This is a genomic window from Brevundimonas sp. NPDC058933 (assembly GCF_049315965.1).
In the GTDB taxonomy this organism is placed as follows: domain Bacteria; phylum Pseudomonadota; class Alphaproteobacteria; order Caulobacterales; family Caulobacteraceae; genus Brevundimonas.
Genome location: NZ_JBMOSL010000001.1, coordinates 941,357 through 957,797, shown reverse-complemented (window position 1 = coordinate 957,797; position 16,441 = coordinate 941,357). Strand labels below are relative to the sequence as shown.

At 64.9% G+C, this 16,441-nt stretch carries 19 protein-coding genes; 8 read left to right on the top strand and 11 right to left on the bottom strand.

Translation table 11 applies throughout. The features are described 5' to 3' along the window. Positions 1–24 precede the first annotated feature (24 nt). Positions 25–1,281: a DNA polymerase IV gene (locus ACOZBP_RS04685; RefSeq protein WP_422675488.1), complete on the bottom strand. Its 1,257-nt coding sequence runs from the start codon at positions 1,279–1,281 to the stop codon at positions 25–27. A gap of 126 nt (positions 1,282–1,407) precedes the next feature. On the opposite strand from ACOZBP_RS04685, the gene ACOZBP_RS04680 reads away from it, so the two are divergent. Beyond that, complete coding sequence (locus ACOZBP_RS04680) at positions 1,408–1,773, top strand: response regulator (RefSeq protein ID WP_422675239.1); 366 nt, start codon at positions 1,408–1,410, stop codon at positions 1,771–1,773. 6 nt (positions 1,774–1,779) lie between these two features. Beyond that, the gene (locus ACOZBP_RS04675) at positions 1,780–3,144 is read left to right on the top strand and encodes a PleD family two-component system response regulator (RefSeq protein ID WP_422675238.1); all 1,365 of its coding nucleotides are present in this window, start codon (positions 1,780–1,782) and stop codon (positions 3,142–3,144) included. A gap of 102 nt (positions 3,145–3,246) precedes the next feature. Here the strand turns inward: ACOZBP_RS04675 and rpmG are convergent, their stop codons facing one another. Continuing rightward, positions 3,247–3,414, bottom strand: coding sequence for a 50S ribosomal protein L33 (rpmG, locus tag ACOZBP_RS04670; RefSeq protein WP_003164451.1), 168 nt, complete (start codon positions 3,412–3,414; stop codon positions 3,247–3,249). 135 nt (positions 3,415–3,549) lie between these two features. On the opposite strand from rpmG, the gene ACOZBP_RS04665 reads away from it, so the two are divergent. Further along, entirely contained in the window at positions 3,550–4,107 is a 558-nt protein-coding gene (locus tag ACOZBP_RS04665) for a hypothetical protein (protein WP_422675237.1), read from the top strand. A 3-nt stretch (positions 4,108–4,110) separates the two neighbouring features. Here the strand turns inward: ACOZBP_RS04665 and ACOZBP_RS04660 are convergent, their stop codons facing one another. The 3 genes from ACOZBP_RS04660 to rnr form a co-directional block, all read right to left on the bottom strand. Beyond that, positions 4,111–4,524 (bottom strand): DUF5990 family protein, encoded by a 414-nt coding sequence (locus ACOZBP_RS04660; protein WP_422675236.1) that lies wholly within the window; start codon positions 4,522–4,524, stop codon positions 4,111–4,113. A gap of 4 nt (positions 4,525–4,528) precedes the next feature. Further along, on the bottom strand, positions 4,529–5,239 hold the full coding sequence (locus ACOZBP_RS04655) for an NUDIX hydrolase (RefSeq protein ID WP_422675235.1): 711 nt from the start codon (positions 5,237–5,239) through the stop codon (positions 4,529–4,531). Positions 5,240–5,417: 178 nt separating this feature from the next. Next, positions 5,418–7,745, bottom strand: a complete 2,328-nt coding sequence (gene rnr, locus ACOZBP_RS04650) for a ribonuclease R (RefSeq protein WP_422675234.1) — start codon at positions 7,743–7,745, stop codon at positions 5,418–5,420. A gap of 114 nt (positions 7,746–7,859) precedes the next feature. On the opposite strand from rnr, the gene ACOZBP_RS04645 reads away from it, so the two are divergent. Continuing rightward, positions 7,860–9,263 carry a pyridoxal-phosphate dependent enzyme gene (locus tag ACOZBP_RS04645; RefSeq protein ID WP_422675233.1) on the top strand — a complete coding sequence of 468 codons (1,404 nt, stop codon included), beginning with the start codon at positions 7,860–7,862 and terminating at the stop codon, positions 9,261–9,263. A gap of 4 nt (positions 9,264–9,267) precedes the next feature. Further along, positions 9,268–10,431 (top strand): cystathionine gamma-synthase, encoded by a 1,164-nt coding sequence (locus ACOZBP_RS04640; RefSeq protein WP_422675232.1) that lies wholly within the window; start codon positions 9,268–9,270, stop codon positions 10,429–10,431. Between the two features lie 14 nt (positions 10,432–10,445). On the opposite strand, the gene ACOZBP_RS04635 is transcribed toward ACOZBP_RS04640, so the two are convergent. The 6 genes from ACOZBP_RS04635 to ACOZBP_RS04610 all read right to left on the bottom strand — a co-directional run bounded on the left by ACOZBP_RS04635 (position 10,446) and on the right by ACOZBP_RS04610 (position 13,632). Next, positions 10,446–10,706 (bottom strand): hypothetical protein, encoded by a 261-nt coding sequence (locus ACOZBP_RS04635; protein WP_422675231.1) that lies wholly within the window; start codon positions 10,704–10,706, stop codon positions 10,446–10,448. 101 nt (positions 10,707–10,807) lie between these two features. Then, positions 10,808–11,020, bottom strand: coding sequence for a cold-shock protein (locus ACOZBP_RS04630; RefSeq protein WP_184272626.1), 213 nt, complete (start codon positions 11,018–11,020; stop codon positions 10,808–10,810). Positions 11,021–11,287: 267 nt separating this feature from the next. Then, positions 11,288–11,500 (bottom strand): cold-shock protein, encoded by a 213-nt coding sequence (locus ACOZBP_RS04625; RefSeq protein ID WP_003167329.1) that lies wholly within the window; start codon positions 11,498–11,500, stop codon positions 11,288–11,290. Positions 11,501–11,670: 170 nt separating this feature from the next. After that, a complete protein-coding gene (locus tag ACOZBP_RS04620) occupies positions 11,671–11,916 on the bottom strand; it encodes a hypothetical protein (protein WP_422675230.1) in 246 nt (81 codons plus the stop codon). Positions 11,917–11,968: 52 nt separating this feature from the next. Then, positions 11,969–12,676 carry a TorF family putative porin gene (locus tag ACOZBP_RS04615; RefSeq protein ID WP_422675229.1) on the bottom strand — a complete coding sequence of 236 codons (708 nt, stop codon included), beginning with the start codon at positions 12,674–12,676 and terminating at the stop codon, positions 11,969–11,971. A 29-nt stretch (positions 12,677–12,705) separates the two neighbouring features. Further along, on the bottom strand, positions 12,706–13,632 hold the full coding sequence (locus ACOZBP_RS04610) for an NAD(P)H-dependent flavin oxidoreductase (protein ID WP_422675228.1): 927 nt from the start codon (positions 13,630–13,632) through the stop codon (positions 12,706–12,708). Positions 13,633–13,903: 271 nt separating this feature from the next. Here ACOZBP_RS04610 and queF point away from each other — a divergent pair, with 271 nt between their 5' ends. The 3 genes from queF to ACOZBP_RS04595 all read left to right on the top strand — a co-directional run bounded on the left by queF (position 13,904) and on the right by ACOZBP_RS04595 (position 16,348). Next, positions 13,904–14,365 (top strand): preQ(1) synthase, encoded by a 462-nt coding sequence (queF, locus tag ACOZBP_RS04605; RefSeq protein ID WP_178828914.1) that lies wholly within the window; start codon positions 13,904–13,906, stop codon positions 14,363–14,365. Positions 14,366–14,429: 64 nt separating this feature from the next. Then, positions 14,430–15,479, top strand: coding sequence for a hypothetical protein (locus tag ACOZBP_RS04600; RefSeq protein WP_422675227.1), 1,050 nt, complete (start codon positions 14,430–14,432; stop codon positions 15,477–15,479). A gap of 44 nt (positions 15,480–15,523) precedes the next feature. Beyond that, positions 15,524–16,348 carry a DUF817 domain-containing protein gene (locus ACOZBP_RS04595; protein WP_422675487.1) on the top strand — a complete coding sequence of 275 codons (825 nt, stop codon included), beginning with the start codon at positions 15,524–15,526 and terminating at the stop codon, positions 16,346–16,348. Positions 16,349–16,441: the final 93 nt, after the last annotated feature.

Genomic DNA, 16,441 nt, shown 5'->3' with positions numbered 1-16,441 from the left:
GTGTAGCGCGCCAGACGGGCGGCGTCATCCGGGCTTCTTGAGGGCGCGGCCCGCGACCACGGCGGCGGCGCCGAATTTCTCGCGCAGGGCGTCTATGGCGGTCTCGGTCTTCAGGGCGCGGGTCTCAGGTGTCGCGAACAGGCCGGCGGGGGCGGCGCCGGCCTCGGCGATCTCGGCCAGACCGATTCCGATCAGGCGATAGGGCTCGCCCAGTTCCGGCTTGAGCAGGTCGCGCCCGGCGGAAAACAGCACCCGCGCCGTCTGCACCGGCTCGGCCAGGGTGATGCGGCGAGTGACGATTCTGAAGTCGGCCTTGCGAAGTTTCAGCACCACGACCCGGCTGGCCACGCCGTCGCGCCGCGCCTTGGACGCCAGCTTCTCGCACAGGGGCCAGAGCTCGGCCTCCAGCGCCTCGGCCGTGGTCAGGTCGTCGTTGAAGGTGGTCTCGGCGCTCATGCCGCGCCGGTCGTGGTCGGGCCGCACCGGGCGGGCGTCGCGCGCGTGGCTGAGGTCGTAGAGGCGCAGGCCCGTCTCGCCATAGCGCCGGATCAGTTCCTTGACGTCGGCGGCGGCCAGATCGCCGACCGTGGCGAAGCCGTCGGAGCGCAGGGTGCGGCCGAACACAGGGCCGACGCCGGGCAGGATGTTGACCGGCCGCGAGGCCAGCAGGCCCTTCGCTTCAGTCGCGCCGATGACGGAGAAGCCGCGCGGCTTGTCCAGTTCGGAGGCGATCTTGGCCAGGAAGCGGTTGGGGGCCAGGCCGATCGAGACGGTCAGCCCGGTCTCTTCCTCGATCCATTTCTGCAGCCGGATCAGCTGAAACGCGGGCGGGCCGCCGTTGAGGCGTTCTGTGCCCGACAGGTCGATCCAGGCCTCGTCCAGCGACAGGGTCTGAACCAGGGGCGTCAGCTTTTCGATCGCGCCGACGATGCGCTGGCTCTCAGTCACGTATTTGCGGAAGTCGGGCTTGATGACCACGGCGTCGGGGCAGGCCTTCAGCGCCTTGTACATGGGCATGGCCGAGCCGACGCCGTGCAGGCGGGCGACGTAGCAGGCGGTCGAGACCACGCCGCGCTTGCCCCCGCCGATGATGACCGGCTTGTCGCGCAGTTCCGGCCGGTCGCGCTTCTCGACCGAGGCGTAGAAGGCGTCGCAGTCCAGATGGCCGATGGTCAGGTCGCCCAGTTCATCGTGAGCGATCACCCGGCGCGAGGCGCACGAAGAACACCGCTCGACCTTGCGGTCGGCGGTCCACAGGCAGTCGCGGCAGATGGCCTTCAGGCCCAAATGGAACTCCGGTTCGTCAGCTTCACCTCAACTTAAGACTGCGTGCGTCACAGTGCATCCGAAGAAGGCGAAAAGCCCTGCGCAACTGCGCGATTTATTGGCGAAACAGCCGGGTGGCGGATGTCCAAGAAAATCCTCATCGTCGAGGATAACGAGCTGAACATGAAGCTTTTTCATGATCTGCTTGATTCCCAGGGCTACGAGACCCTGCAGACCCGCGAAGGGCTGCAGGCGCTCGCGATCGCACGCCAGCACCGTCCCGACCTGATCCTGATGGACATCCAGCTGCCGGAGATATCGGGGCTGGAAGTCACCAAGTGGCTCAAGGACGACGAAGAGCTGAACCATATTCCGGTCATCGCCGTTACAGCCTTTGCCATGAAGGGCGATGAGGAGCGGATCAGACAGGGTGGTTGCGAGGCCTATATTTCCAAACCCATTTCGGTGGTGTCGTTTCTCGAGACGATCCGCAAGCATCTGGGTTAGGGCGTCATGAGCGCGCGCATCCTGGTGGTGGACGATGTCGAGACCAATGTCCGACTGCTCGAAGCCAAGCTCACCATTGAATATTACGACGCCCTGACATGCGGTGACGGGCTGACTGCAATCGCGCTGGCGACCTCGGAACAGCCCGATCTTATTCTGCTCGACGTCATGATGCCGGGCATGGATGGTTTTGAGACCTGTCGCCGTCTGAAGGAAGAGCCGAAGACCCGGCATATTCCCGTCGTGCTGGTGACGGCGCTGGATGGGCGGCATGACCGCATCCGGGGGCTTGAGGCCGGCGCCGACGATTTTCTGACCAAGCCGCTGGACGACGTCATCCTGATGGCGCGCGTCAAGAGCCTGACCCGCTTGAAGATGGTCATGGATGAACTGCGCGAGCGCGAGGAAAGCGGGCGGCGCGTCGGCGTCGACACCGCCGGTGTGGCCCGGTTGAAGGGCTCAGGCGGGCGGGTTCTGGTGGTGGATGACAATGCCTTGCAGGCCGCCAAGGTGGCGCAGGAACTGGCGGTCGAGCATCGCCCTGTGATCGAGGCTGACCCGATAGCGGCGCTGGAGGCGGCGCGGGGTCCCGTTGATTTGATGATCGTCAATGTGACGTCCGAAGGATTTGATGGTCTGCGCCTGATCGCTCAGGCCCGTTCCAAGGAGCCTACGCGCCGGTTGCCGATCCTGGCCCTGGTGGATTCCCAGGACCGGCCCCGGCTGCTGAAAGCTCTTGAGCTTGGCGCCAGCGACATTCTGACCCGCCCGGTCGATCCGGAAGAACTGTCGGCGCGCGTGCGGACCCAGGTGCGGCGTAAACGCTACGGCGACTTCCTGCGCGAAAAGCTGGATCACAGCCTGGAAATGGCCGTCACTGACGCCCTGACCGGCCTGCATAATCGTCGCTACATGTCGAATCAGCTTCAGGCCCTGGTGGCGCGCACCAATCGCGGCGGCGAGCCTGTGGCGGTGCTTGTGCTGGACATCGACCACTTCAAGGCGGTCAACGACGGCTTCGGTCATGACGCTGGAGACGAGGTCCTGCGGGAATTTTCAGTGCGGCTGGCGACGAACGTGCGTGCCGTGGACCTGCCTTGCCGATTCGGCGGCGAGGAATTCGTGGTCGTCATGCCTGGAACGACGCTGGAGGACGCCCATAGGATCGCCGAGCGGATCAGGCGCGATGTCGGCGCCGCGCCCTTCCGCGTCATGGAAGGAAACGCCCATCTGAACATCACAGTCTCAGTCGGCGTCGCCGCCACGACGGGCGTGGACGACACCCCGGAAGCGCTTTTGAAACGGGCGGATGAGGGCGTTTACGAAGCCAAGGCGTCCGGACGAAACAAGGTCGTCGCCCGCGCGGCGTGACCCGCCATTCTATTGATCGCACAACGAAAAACGCCCGACTGAAAAGCCGGGCGTTTTGAATTCTGCAATCAAGCGAACCCGAAGGTTCAGGCGGTTAGACCCTTACTTGATCTTGCCTTCCTTGAACTCGACGTGCTTGCGGACGACCGGGTCGTACTTCTTGACGACCATCTTTTCGGTCATCGTACGGGCGTTCTTCTTGGTCACGTAGAAGAAGCCGGTGTCAGCGGTGGAGTTCAGGCGGATCTTGATGGAAGCCGGTTTGGCCATCGGAATTACCTTTGCGACGGCGAAAGCCGCATGAAACGAGAGGCGCGGAACATACTCAGGCGCGGACTAAAGTCAACGCCCGCGATGTCACGTTGAGGATTGGCTTCTAGCGACTAGGCTGTCGGAATGAAAGCCATGACCTCGATCGCCCTAGCGGCCGCCGCCCTGACCCTGTCGTCCCTGCCGGTGTCGGCACGGGCGGACACGCCTCAGGACGCCTTCTTCAAGAACCTGAGCGCCCTGTGCGGCCAGAGATTCGAGGGCAGGGTGGTCACCACCGACGCCGCCGATTCTGATTTCGCCAGCCAGCGGCTTCTGATGCATGTGCGCGACTGCTCGGCGGAGGAGATTCGCATTCCCTTCTGGGTCGGGGCTGACCGGTCGCGCACCTGGGTGGTGACGCGCACGGCGACGGGCCTGCGGCTGAAGCACGATCACCGCCACGACGACGGCACGACCGACGTCCTGCACTGGTACGGCGGCGACACGGCGGGGCGCGGCACGGCCGAGCGTCAGGAGTTCCCGGTCGATCAGGAATCGATCGACCTGTTCAATGCGAATGACGCCAAGGTTTCGACCACCAACGTCTGGGCGATGGAGGTCCATCCCCGGCAAATGTTCGCCTATGAACTGCGTCGCGCCAACCGTCATTTCCGCGTCGAGTTCGACCTGAAGACGCCGGTCGCACAATAGGGGTTAGAGGGCCTTCCACGGGGTCAGAGGGCGGACGGTGGCGCAGGCCGGACCGCCGTCCTTGGCTCGACCGGGCAGGCGGACCTCCAGCGTGCGACCCTGGCGTGCGGCGTCCAGCAGGTCGGCGGGGATGTCGTGGACGTCGATCTTGGCGCGGCGGCTCCATGTGGGGCCGGGAAAGCCCGCGTGGGTTCCGATGCCGATATAGACGAAGCGCCGTTCTGGTCCCTCGCGTCGCACGAAGGGGCCGGTCAGGCGGTTGTCGTCGTTGAGCGTGACGGAAGCTTCCAGCGACAGCGAGGCCTCGGTCGCGGTTGCGGCGTCAATGGGTTCGCCATCCTTGCCCTGCAGGCTGTAGCAGACGCCCGGCACGGGATCCTGGATGGTCAGGCGCAGGGTGATGATCTGCTTGGCCACGGCTTCAGTCCCTGTGTTCGACCACATGCTGGCCGCGCACCATGCGCACGAAGGGCAGGGGACGGTCGGGGTGCGTCAGCCGCTCGGCCATTTCACCAAGCACAAAGCGGGTGATGGCTGGCAGGTCGAGCGCGCGGGCCTCGTCCAGCGGCAGCCAGGCGATCTCGTCCAGTTCGCCGGAGCCCTCGATCTGGTCGGGATCACGAAGGGCCTCGACCGGAGCCATGAAGAAGCGGGCGTCGAAGCGGCGCGTGCGGCCCGGCGGGGTGATGGCGCGGGCGATATAGGACAGGACCGACAGGTCGGGCAGGGCGCCCGCCTGGCGATATTCGCGCCACGGTCCGGCGACGGAAGCGGGCGGTGCGGGGCGGCCCAGGATCAGGCCGGTCTCCTCGAACGTCTCCCGCACGGCGGTCAGGGCCAGGGCGCGGGCGCGGCGGGCAGGCATTTCGGCCTCCAGCCGCCGGGCGACGTCGGACGACAGTTCGCCCGTCGCGGCGGCGGTGAAGTCGGATCGGTCGATGCGCCCGCCGGGGAAGACCCATTTCGACGCCATGAAGACATGGCCGGGCGCGCGTCGGCCCATCAGCACCTCGGGCCGATCTCCGCCGCGCGTCAGGATCAGGGTGGCGGCGTCCTTGGGCTTCTGGCCGCCGCCGGTGCGCGGGGCGTCGGCCAGGTCCTGAGCGGCGTCGAAGGGGGCAGCGGGCTTCATGAGCGCTGGTCCCGGTTTCCTTCTCCCCTCGTGGGAGAAGGTGGGCGCCGGAGGCGCTCGGATGAGGGGGAGGTGTCCACGCGCGCGACGGTCGAGGGGGAAGCAGGCCGCCCCCTCATCCGTCTCGCTTCGCGAGCCACCTTCTCCCACGAGGGGAGAAGGATGAAGACACCTTGATTCACTTGCGCTTGCCCTTGCGAACCCCCTTCAACCCGCCGGAAGGCTTGACGCCGTTGCGGGGCTTGGGACCGCCGGGGCGACCCTTGCCGCGCTTGGGCGGGCCGTCGCCGCCGCCTCGATCATTTCGGCCACGGATACCGTAACGCGGGGCCGGGGCGTTGGGGTCGCGCGGGTCCGGCTCGGAGATCATCTCCAGCACCAGACCGCCGGTGACGGGCGTGGCCTCCATCAGCTTGACCTCCACCCGGCGGCCCAGCGTAAACCGCTTGCCGGTGCGCTCGCCGACCAGGGCGTGGGCGCGGTCGTCGTGGGTGAAATACTCGCTGCCCAGGGTCGAGACCGGCACCAGGCCGTCGGCGCCCGTCTCGTCCAGCCGCACGAACAGGCCGAAGCGGGTGACGCCGGTGATCCGCCCGCTGAAGGTGGCGCCGACGTGGTCTTCCAGGAAGGCGGCGATGTAGCGGTCCATGGCGTCGCGCTCGGCCGCCATCGAGCGGCGCTCGGTGCTCGTCACCTGCTCGGCGATGGCCGTCAGTTCGGCGATCTCGCGGTCCGTCAGGCCGTCCGAGCCCAGGTTCAGGCCGCGGATCAGGCCGCGGTGAACGATCAGGTCGGAATAGCGCCGGATGGGCGAGGTGAAGTGGGCGTAGCGGTCCAGGTGCAGGCCGAAGTGGCCGACGTTGTCCGGCGAATAGACCGCCTGCATCTGGGTGCGCAGAACGACTTCGTTGACCACCTCGGCGTGGGGGCCGTCGCGCGTCTCGTCCAGCAGCTTGTTGAAGCGCCTGGTGGTCGGCGCTTCGCCCTTGTTCCAGGGCTTTCCGATGGTGTGCAGGAAGTCGGCCAGGTTGAAGATCTTCTCCTGGCTGGGCGCTTCGTGGACGCGGTAGATCAGCGGCGTGCGCGTCTTCTCCAGCGTCTCGGCGGCGCAGACGTTAGCCTGGATCATCATTTCTTCGATCAGGCGGTGGGCCTCCAGCGACTTGCGCGGCTCGATGGCGGCGATGCCGCCGCCGGGAGCCATGATGACGCGGCGCTCGGGGCTTTCGATGGCCAGGGGGCTGCGGCGCTGGCGGCCCTTCAGCATGGTCGAATAGGCGTTCCACAGCGGATAGAGGATGGCGTCCATGATCGGACCCGTCGTGTCGTCCTGCTGGCCGTCGATCGCCGCCTGGGCCTGTTCGTAGCTGAGCTTGGCCTGTGACCGCATCAGGCCGCGCAGGAACTTGTGCCCGGTCTTCTTGCCGTCCTTGTCGAAGATCATGCGCACGGCCATACAGGCGCGGTTCTCGCCCTGTTTCAGGCTGCACAGGCCGTTGGACAGGACTTCCGGCAGCATGGGCTCGACGCGGTCGGGGAAGTAGGTCGAGTTGCCCTTGTCGCGCGCCTCGCGATCCAGCGCCGAGTTGGGACGGACGTAGGCGGCCACGTCGGCGATGGCTACCCAGACGATCCAGCCGTCGGGGTTCTTCGGGTCCGTATCGCGCTCGGCATAGACGGCGTCGTCGTGGTCGCGCGCGTCAGCCGGGTCGATGGTGATGAAGGGAACCTCGCGCAGGTCCTCGCGCCCTTTGAGCGTCGGCAGGGCCTGATCCTCGGCCTCGCGCTCCACCTGGTCCGAGAAGCCGGTCGGCAGGCCGTGGGCGTGGATGGCGATGATGGAGGCGGCGCGGGGATCGTCCTCGCGGCCGATGCTCTCGAGAATCTTGCCGCGCTTGGGGCCGTAGCGATGGTCGCCCTTTTCGATCGAGGCCAGAACCAGGTCGCCGTCACGCAGATCGCCCGCCTGAGCATTGGGGATCAGCAGGACGTCCTTGGAGCGCTTGTCCACCGGCTCGACGCGGGTTTCACGCGCCGACTTGCGGATCACGCCCAGGACGCGGTTGGTCCCGGCGTCCAGCCGCTTGACCAGCCGGGCCTCCCAGCCGTCGGCGCCCTGCGTGAACTTGACCAGCAGGCGGTCGCCCAGGCCGGGCGCAGGCGTCTTGCCCTCGCGGTCGGGCAGCAGCAGGGCGCGTGGCGCGTCCTCGCCGCCCTTGACCAGTTCGACGTAAAGCTCGCCGTCCGCGTCGCGGTCCACCACGTCGGCCACGCCCACGGCGGGCAGGGCGCCGGCTTCGGCAAAGCCCTTGCGGCCGCGCTTGCCCAGGACGCCTTCGGCCTCCAGCGTCTTCAGCATTTCGCGCAGCTGGCGGCGTTCGATGCCCTTCAATCCGAAGACGCGGGCGATGTCGGCCTTTTCGGCCTCGCCGGCTTCGCGCAGGAAGGCGATCAGGGTGTCTCGGTCGGGCAGGCCCGCGGCGGGGCGTTTCGGCGTCTTGGTCATTGCGTCCTATGTAATGCGCTTCTGGGCAAATAGGTGAAAACTTGCGTGATTTGACCGCGAGGTCGGCGACGCCCAGCTTCCGCCCCTAAACACGCTGTTTTCGGAGCCTTCCGCATGTCGATGTCCGACGCCCCTGTCCTGATCCGCCCGGTGGGCTCGCTGCTGGACCTGATCGGCAAGACGCCGATGGTCGAGGTGACGCGGATCGACACCGGCCCCTGCCGCCTGTTTCTGAAGCTGGAGAGCCAGAACCCCGGCGGCTCGATCAAGGACCGCATCGCCCTGTCGATGATCGAGGCGGCGGAAAACGCGGGCTGGCTGAAGCCGGGCGGCACCATCGTGGAAGCCACGGCCGGCAACACCGGTCTGGCCCTGACCCTGGTCGGCAAGCAGAAGGGCTACAAGGTCCTGCTGGTCATCCCCGACAAGATGTCGAAAGAGAAGATCCAGCACCTGCGGGCCATGGGCGCCGACGTGCGCCTGACCCGTTCGGACGTGCCGCACGGCCACCCCGAATACTACACCGACATGGCCGAGCGCCTGGCCCAGCAGATTCCGGGCGGCTACTTCGTCAACCAGTTCGCCAACGACGCCAACACGGCCGCCCATTTCAAGACGACCGGCCCCGAGATCTTCGAGCAGATGGAGGGTCAGATCGACGCCTTCGTCGCCGGCATCGGCTCCGGCGGGACGATTACGGGCAACGCCCAATACTTCAAGTCGCAGGGCTCGAACGCCAAGATCATCCTGGCTGATCCGGTCGGCTCGGCCCTGGCCGGCCTGATCAATGAGGGCGTGGCCGGGCCGGACGGCAGCTATTCGGTCGAGGGTATCGGCCAGAACTTCATGCCGGACACCGCCGACGCCGATTTGATCGACGTGGCCTATTCGATCCCGGACTCGGAGGCGATCGCCACGGTGCGCGACCTGCTGCTGAAGGAAGGCATCCTGGCCGGGTCGTCGTCCGGCACACTGATCGCCACAGCCCTGCGCTGGTGCCGCGAGCAGACGGAGCCGAAGCGGGTCGTGACCTTCGTCTGCGACACCGGAGCCAAGTACCTGTCCAAGGTCTATAACGACGCCTGGCTGGCCGATCAGGGCCTGACCCAGCGCGAACTGCACGGCGACCTGTCGGACCTGATCACGCGCAAATACGCCAATGGCGACGTGGTGGTGATCGGCCCCGACGACACCCTGGACACCGCCTTCAAGCGGATGAAGGGCGACGGCGTGTCGCAACTGCCGGTCATCCAGGACGGCCGCCTGGTCGGCATCCTGGACGAGAGCGACATCGTCCACATCATGAACACCGACGAGATCACCCGTAAGGACCGCTTCGCCAAGCCGGTCTCCTCGGCCATGACGCGCGACCTCGACACGCTTCAGGTGACGGAATCCCTGGACGCCTTGATCCCGATCTTCGACCGCGACCGCGTCGCCATCGTGCTGGACGGCGAGACCTTCGTCGGCCTGATCGCCCGCACCGACCTGATCAACCACCTCAGCCTGAACCGGTAAGCCCATGTCGGACCTGAAGAACAGCCAGGGGTTCTCGACCCGCGCCATCCACGCCGGCCAGAAGCCCGACCCGACGACGGGCGCGGTGATGACGCCGATCTACGCCACCTCGACCTACGCCCAGGAAAGCCCGGGCGTGAACAAGGGTTATGAGTATGCGCGTGGCAAGAACCCGACGCGCGAGGCCTTCGAGGCCTGCATCAATGATCTGGAAGGCGGGGTTCAGGCCTTCGGCTTCGGTTCGGGCATGGCGGCGACCTCGACGGCGCTGGAACTGCTGGACGCCGGTTCGCACATCGTCACCGGCGACGACCTCTATGGCGGCTCGTGGCGGCTGTTCGAGCGGGTGCGGCGCCGGTCCATGGGGCTGGACTTCAGCTACATCGACCTGACCGACCTGGCGGCGGTCGAGGCGGCCATCACGGACAAGACGCGGATGCTGTGGGTCGAGACGCCCACCAATCCCCTGATGAAGCTGGCCGACATCGCGGCCCTGTCGAAGATCGCCAAGGCGCACAAGCTGATCCTGGTGGTCGACAACACCTTCGCCACGCCGTGGAGTCAGCAGCCGCTGGCGCTGGGCGCTGACGTGGTCATGCATTCGGCGACCAAGTACCTGAACGGCCACTCCGACATCGTCGCCGGGGTTCTGGTGGCCAAGGACGCCGAGATGGCGGCCCAGCTGAAGTTCCTGCAGAACTCCATCGGCGGGGTCATGGGGCCGTTCGACGCCTTCCTGGCCAACCGGGGTCTGAAGACCCTGGGTCTGCGCATGAAGGCGCACAACGAGAACGCCATGGCTGTGGCCCGCTGGCTGGAAGACCGGGCCGGTGTCGCCAAGGTCATCTATCCGGGCCTGATCAGTCACCCGCAGCACGAATTGGCGGCGCGTCAGATGAACGGGCGTTTCGGCGGGATGGTCACGGTGCTGATCGACGGCGATCTGGAGCGGACCAAGCGGGTGCTGGAGCGGGTGCGCGTCTTCACCCTGGCGGAGTCGCTGGGCGGGGTCGAAAGCCTGGTGAACCACCCGGCGATCATGACCCACGCCAGCGTGCCCAAGGAGGTGCGCGAGGCCGGCGGCGTCACCGACAACCTGATCCGTCTATCGGTCGGGGTCGAGGACGTGGAAGACCTGATCGCTGATCTGGATCAGGCCCTCAGCTGAAGCAACCCGGGGGATCAGGCCGTCTTGTCGGGCAGGGCGGTCTGATGGCCTGTCGCGGGCGGCAGCTTCTTCTTGGGGGCGGCGCGCTTGCGCACGACGACGGGCTTGGGCGTGGCGGCGATTTCGGCCAGGCGGGCGTCGATCAGCGGGATGATGTCGGAGGCGGTGGTGATCTGAACGGGCGAGCCATGCTCGACCAGGCGAGCGGCGTTGGCGCGCAGGGCCTTCAGGTCGCCTTCGTTCAAAGTCGGGATTCTATCGGCCAGGGAAGTCATGGGCGTCTCCAGATGGCGTCAGGGCCGGCGCGCATGCGGCCGGCCCCTCAGCGAGTAGAAAGCGATCTCGGCGGCCTGACGGCCGCCGACCAGGGCTGAAATCAGTCAGCAGCCTGAAGACGGCCGGCGGATTCTTTACCGCTGCGGCTGTCGCGTTCGATTTCGTAAGAGACCTTCTGGTTTTCGTTCAGCGAACCGAGCGAAGAAGCTTCAACGGCCGTGGCGTGGACGAAGACGTCCTTGCCGCCGTCATCCGGCTGGATGAAGCCGTAGCCCTTGGTGGAGTTGTACCATTTGACAGTGCCGGTAGCCATTTTCAGGACTCCCCGTTTGAGTGACCGCAGGAAGGATATCCTGATGGCCTGTCGGGTCTGAATGGGATCGGCTTTGGACCTCGGTGCGCGATGCAAAGGGCAGCAGCGTTTCGCAGAGAGATCGACAAGAGGAAGGTGGGCGCTTTGCCGCCCATTAGCAAGGGCAGGGGCGTAAAAGGCTCATTTGGCCGCACAAACGAAAACGGCGGCGACAGCCGAAGCCGTCGCCGCCGTTCGAAATCCGCGCCGAATGAACGGCGCGAGAAATCAGCCTTCGGTCTTCAGTTGACCAGCCGATTCCTTGCCCGAGCGACGGTCGCGCTCGATTTCGTACGAGACCTTCTGGTTCTCGTCGAGGCCACGCAGGCCGGCAGCTTCGACAGCCGAGATGTGCACGAACACGTCCTTGCCGCCGTCATCGGGTTGGATGAAGCCGTAGCCCTTGGTGGAGTTAAACCATTTAACAGTGCCGGTAGCCATTTTCAGGACCTCCGCTAGTCGTTGGCCAAAAGGAACATCCCTTCGGCCTGTCGGGTCTGAATGGATCGGCCTAGTCCTCGGTGCGCAGAGCAAAGGGGCAGCAGCGTTACGCAGAGAGATCGACGGCGATAAAATGGACGGCAATTGCGTCCGACGCAAGACCCCTTGGTTCAGGCGTCTTCTTCTTCTTCTTCGAGCTCCCCCTTGACGGAGGCGGCGGCGTCGCCCGCACCCCCGACGTAGTTCTCCTGGCACCGCTTGCGCAGGGCGGCGGTGATGGTGCCGCCATACAGGCTGTCCTGGATGCGGTCGTAGCCCTCGCTTTGCAGGGCCTGCTTGACGTCGCTGACCGTGCGGCAGGCGCCGCTTTCAGCCAGTTGATATGCACGTTCTAAGGTCGTCGGACGGAAAGTCATGCCTATAACCTAGGGACTTTCCGCCGATTAGCCACCGATGATCGCCAGAAAGTCAGAAGGCGAAATTGACCCCGGCCACCAGGGCGCCCTTGTACTGCTCGCCCGGAACGTCGGCGTCGGTGTCGTGCCAGCGCAGATCCAGCTCGACCTTGGGCGTCAGGGCGTAGGAGCCGCCGACGTTCCAGCCGGTGTAGTCGACGCTGTTGTCCTGATCGCGGTAGCCGACCTCGGCCGAGACGTTCAGCTTGTTGGTGAAGTCCCAGCCGCCGCGCAGGGCGACCCAGGTGAAGGCTTCGGTCGAGCCGGTGCTGTCGGGGGAATACTGCAGTCGGAGGCGCGCGCTGGCCGGGCCGATCGAGCGCTTCGTGTCGGCGGTGAACTCCCAGGCGTCGTGGTCGTAGCCGGGATCGGCGTCAAAGCGGTTCTTGTGGGCGACGCTGAGATCGAAATCGAAGCCGGCGAACTCGGGCCGCAGGCCCAGGGCCAGTTCGGATTCGAGGTTGGAGCCGCCCGCGTCGATGGTTTCCAGGCTGCCCGAAGCGTAGAACAGGCCGCTGGCGTTGGCCCATTCCGCACCGCCATAGACGAAGGGCTCGCCGTCGGACTTGGAGGTGTCCTTCGAGCGGTTGTCGGTCGCCGCCCCGGCCGAGAAGGACCACTTGCCTCCGCTCAGGCCCGCGTCCTGAGCGTGCGCCGTGGAGGCCAGCAGGACCAGGGGGGCGGCGGCGAGCAGGGCGGCGTTCGTCAGGGTGCGGAGCATGGGGGCCTCGTGAATGCGACGAGCCGCTCCTAGAGCCGCTTCTTGTCGAATTTATCACAGGCCTGTGAAAACTCGTCCGCCAACCGCGCGACAAGCTGGGCCGTAGTCGGGCTGTCGTGGATCGAGCCGGAGCCCTGGCCCGCGGACCAGACGGTCTTCCAGGCCTTGGCTTCCTCGCCCATGTCCAGCTTGTGTTCGGGCAGGGATTTCGGATCGATCTTGTTCTCGACCAGGGAGGGGGTCAGGAAGTTGGCCGGGATGCCCGAGACGGCGGGGGTATAGGTGATGTCGGCCGAGCCCGAGGCGACGATCAGGTCCTTGTAGTGCGGCTGGGCCGCGCTCTCGGTCGTGGCGATGAAGCGGGTGCCCATATAGGCGAAGTCGGCGCCCATCATCAGGGCTGCCGCCACGTCCTGACCGGTCGAGAGACAGCCGGCCAGGATGATGGTCCCGTCATAGAAGCTGCGGACCTCGTTGATCAGGGCGAAGGGGTTGACCACGCCCGCGTGGCCCCCCGCGCCATTGGCGACCAGGATCAGGCCGTCCACGCCCGCCTCGGCGGCCTTCCGCGCATGGCGGACATTGGCGATGTCGTGGAAGACCACGCCGCCGTAACCGTGCACCGCGTCCACCACGTCGCGCACGGCGCCGAGCGAGGTGATGATCAGCGGCACTTTTTCTTCGACCGAGACCATCATGTCGGCCATCAGGCGGGGATTGGTCGGATGAACGATGTGGTTGACGCCATAGGCTGCGGCGTCAGGCTTCAGCCGCGACTTGATATCCTGAACCCAGTCCCGATAGCCCTCGGTCGTGCGCTGGTTCAGCGAGGGGAAGGTGCCGATCACGCCCGCATTGCAGGCCTCGACCACCAGATCCGGGCCGGACACCAGGAACATGGGCGAGGCGATGACCGGCAGCTTGAGGCCGGACTGCAGGGAAGCGGGAATGGCCACGGATCGTTTCCTGGGATGGTTTCTGCGGGTTGTTTTAAGGGACGCTAACCGGGTGTCGCGGGGGAAGGCAATCGCTCAACTTTCTTCTCCCTCAAGGGGAGAAGGGCAAAAAAACAGAGTCCAATTCGTCTGAATCGTCTGAAATCCCCCTCGGGCCCATCCGTCCGCGATCCGCATCCTACCACGCCGGGAAGGGGCGCCAGGTCGATTGTGGAAACGCCAGCGCGGCGGCAGGATTTTCTTTGGCGGTGCAAGCGCCTAAATGGCGGGCATGACGCACTATACCGACAGCCTGTCCCAGCTCGGCGCCCAGACCGCCGCCCCGACCAATCCCGAAGAGGCGGTGCTGGAGCGGGTGCCCAATCCGCACGCCGACACGCTTTATGTGGCGCGCTTCACCGCGCCCGAGTTCACCAGCCTGTGCCCGGTGACGGGCCAGCCCGACTTCGCCCACATCGTCATCGACTATGTGCCCGGCGACTGGCTGGTCGAGTCGAAGTCGCTGAAGATGTATCTGACCAGCTTCCGCAACCACGGCGCCTTCCACGAGGACTGCACCGTCGCCATCGGCAAGCGCCTGGCCGACCTGCTGCAACCGAAATGGCTGCGCATCGGCGGCTACTGGTACCCGCGCGGCGGCATCCCCATCGACGTCTTCTGGCAGACCGGCGCGCCCATTGAGGGCGTTTGGCTGCCGGATCAGGGCGTCGCGACCTATCGCGGGCGGGGGTGAGGGGCACTGCTTCGGTTAGGGCCTAATAGGCGCTGTAATTTTTCCGAAATCTGGGGGGAGAGGAATGTTTCGGGCAAAGACCGTTTTTGTAATCGGGGCCGGTGCCAGCTTTGAGGTCGGCCTTCCAGTGGGCGATGATTTGCTCAAAACGATCGTAGATCTTACTCATTTTGAGTTCGATATCGGTCGTCAAACTAAAGGCGATCCTAATATCGTCGCTGCCTTGAAGATTGTCCTTAATGAAGGTGGTGGGGTAGAGCGATTAAACGCTCATCTCAGGGCGGGGCGGCAGCTAGGTCGGTCTGCCCTGCAAGCGCTATCTATTGATAATGTCATAGATGCCCTAGAGAACGATGAGATCGAACTTCTAGGAAAATTTGGAATTGCGAGAGCTATATTGAAATCTGAGGCAGATAGTCCTCAGTTTAGGGTTAATGCTGATACTCGCTCCGTCGATCTTAGAAAATTCAAAGATACTTGGTATTCCAGTTTAACAAAATTGCTGACGGAACAGGTCAAAAAAAGCGAAATTGATTCGCTCTTTGACAACTTACAAATTGTAAACTTCAATTACGACCGTTGTTTGGAACATTATCTACAGTATTCACTCTCAGACTATTATGGTGTTGGTGTTGATGATGTGCGAAACGTCATGGCGAATTTAACTGTTCATCGCCCGTACGGTCTTGTTGGGCGACTGCCTTGGCGGCAAGGTGACGGTCCAGGTGTCGAGTTTGGGCAGGGGGCGGCCCAGCAACTTGCAGAGGTCGTACCGGAAATCCGTACATTTACCGAGCAAGTTGAGGAAGGGGATCGGTTGAACGCAATCCGAGGCGCTATTGCCGACGCGGATCGGATTGTTTTCTTAGGATTTGCCTTCCATCGACAGAATGTTGCGCTGATCTCCAGTGAAGTGAGCGACCATGCTCAGATTTTGGCTACAGCTTTGGGGATATCATCTAGTGACCGGGCCGTGATTGAGAGCGAGTTAGCTGAGGCTTTTGGGTTTGCAGGAGATAGGAACGCTTCAAGTCGGGTGAACCTTGCGGTCGCCACTTGCAGCGAGCTGTTTAAAGATTATTGGCGCACTTTGACTGCGGCAGCGCCAGAGTGACCCCATCCCCCCGCCTCCCGCTCGAAGCCTGGGGCCGCCGCTTGATGGCTCGCGCGGAGGCGTGGGCGGATCAATCGCGGTGGCGGGGGTATGCCTATGAGTTCCTGTGGTTCGGGCTGAAGCAGGGGTGGGCCTGTCTGTTCGGCGGGGCCATGCTGGGGCTGCTGGTCGGGACGCATCTGCTGTGGCCGGTCATCTGGCCTGAAGGCGGGGCGCCGGTGGCGCGCTATGACGTGCTGGTGATCGGGGCGCTGATCATTCAGGGGCTGATGCTGGCCTTCCGGCTGGAGAGCTGGGAGGAGGCGCGGGTCATCTTCCTGTTCCACATCGCCGGGACGATCATGGAGCTGTTCAAGACCTATCACGGGTCGTGGCTGTACCCTGAGGACTCGCTGTTGCGGATCGGGGCGGTGCCGCTGTTCTCGGGCTTCATGTATGCGGCGGTGGGCAGCTATATCGCGCGGGTGCAGCGCATCTTCCATATCCGGGTGAGGCGCTATCCGCCGCTGTGGACGACCTGGGTTCTGGCGGCGGCCATCTATGTCAACTTCTTCGCCCATCACTGGCTGCCGGACGTGCGGATCGCGCTGTTTGCGGCGACGGCGCTGCTGTTCGGGGGGGGCTGGTTCTACTTCACCGCGGACCGGCGGCGGCGGTCGATGCCGCTGCTGCTGGGCTATGGGCTGGTGGCCCTGTTCATCTGGTTCGCCGAGAACCTGGGGACGTTTGCGCGGGCCTGGGTCTATCCGGGGCAGGAGGGCGGGTGGGAGATGGTCAGCCTGAACAAGCTGGGGGCGTGGTTCCTGCTGATGATCATCTCGGTGGTGCTGGCGTCGCTGGTGCACCGGCCGGAGGAGGAGGAGCGCTGACCTTCTCTTTCGTCATCCTCCGACGAGCGGAGCGAGATCGGGGGACCCAGCGGCGCCGAAGGCGACCTATACTGCAAGCGTGACGCGTGGAGC

Coding starts and splice junctions, on each gene's coding strand:
- ACOZBP_RS04645 (WP_422675233.1), top strand. CDS start 7,860: ATGTCGATGTCCGACGCCCCTGTCCTGATCCGCCCGGTGGGCTCGCTG.
- ACOZBP_RS04595 (WP_422675487.1), top strand. CDS start 15,524: ATGGCTCGCGCGGAGGCGTGGGCGGATCAATCGCGGTGGCGGGGGTAT.
- ACOZBP_RS04615 (WP_422675229.1), bottom strand. CDS start 12,676: ATGCTCCGCACCCTGACGAACGCCGCCCTGCTCGCCGCCGCCCCCCTG.
- rnr (WP_422675234.1), bottom strand. CDS start 7,745: ATGACCAAGACGCCGAAACGCCCCGCCGCGGGCCTGCCCGACCGAGAC.
- ACOZBP_RS04635 (WP_422675231.1), bottom strand. CDS start 10,706: ATGACTTCCCTGGCCGATAGAATCCCGACTTTGAACGAAGGCGACCTG.
- ACOZBP_RS04630 (WP_184272626.1), bottom strand. CDS start 11,020: ATGGCTACCGGCACTGTCAAATGGTACAACTCCACCAAGGGCTACGGC.
- ACOZBP_RS04665 (WP_422675237.1), top strand. CDS start 3,550: ATGACCTCGATCGCCCTAGCGGCCGCCGCCCTGACCCTGTCGTCCCTG.
- queF (WP_178828914.1), top strand. CDS start 13,904: ATGACGCACTATACCGACAGCCTGTCCCAGCTCGGCGCCCAGACCGCC.
- ACOZBP_RS04620 (WP_422675230.1), bottom strand. CDS start 11,916: ATGACTTTCCGTCCGACGACCTTAGAACGTGCATATCAACTGGCTGAA.
- ACOZBP_RS04655 (WP_422675235.1), bottom strand. CDS start 5,239: ATGAAGCCCGCTGCCCCCTTCGACGCCGCTCAGGACCTGGCCGACGCC.
- ACOZBP_RS04680 (WP_422675239.1), top strand. CDS start 1,408: ATGTCCAAGAAAATCCTCATCGTCGAGGATAACGAGCTGAACATGAAG.
- ACOZBP_RS04625 (WP_003167329.1), bottom strand. CDS start 11,500: ATGGCTACCGGCACTGTTAAATGGTTTAACTCCACCAAGGGCTACGGC.
- ACOZBP_RS04640 (WP_422675232.1), top strand. CDS start 9,268: ATGTCGGACCTGAAGAACAGCCAGGGGTTCTCGACCCGCGCCATCCAC.
- ACOZBP_RS04600 (WP_422675227.1), top strand. CDS start 14,430: ATGTTTCGGGCAAAGACCGTTTTTGTAATCGGGGCCGGTGCCAGCTTT.
- rpmG (WP_003164451.1), bottom strand. CDS start 3,414: ATGGCCAAACCGGCTTCCATCAAGATCCGCCTGAACTCCACCGCTGAC.
- ACOZBP_RS04675 (WP_422675238.1), top strand. CDS start 1,780: ATGAGCGCGCGCATCCTGGTGGTGGACGATGTCGAGACCAATGTCCGA.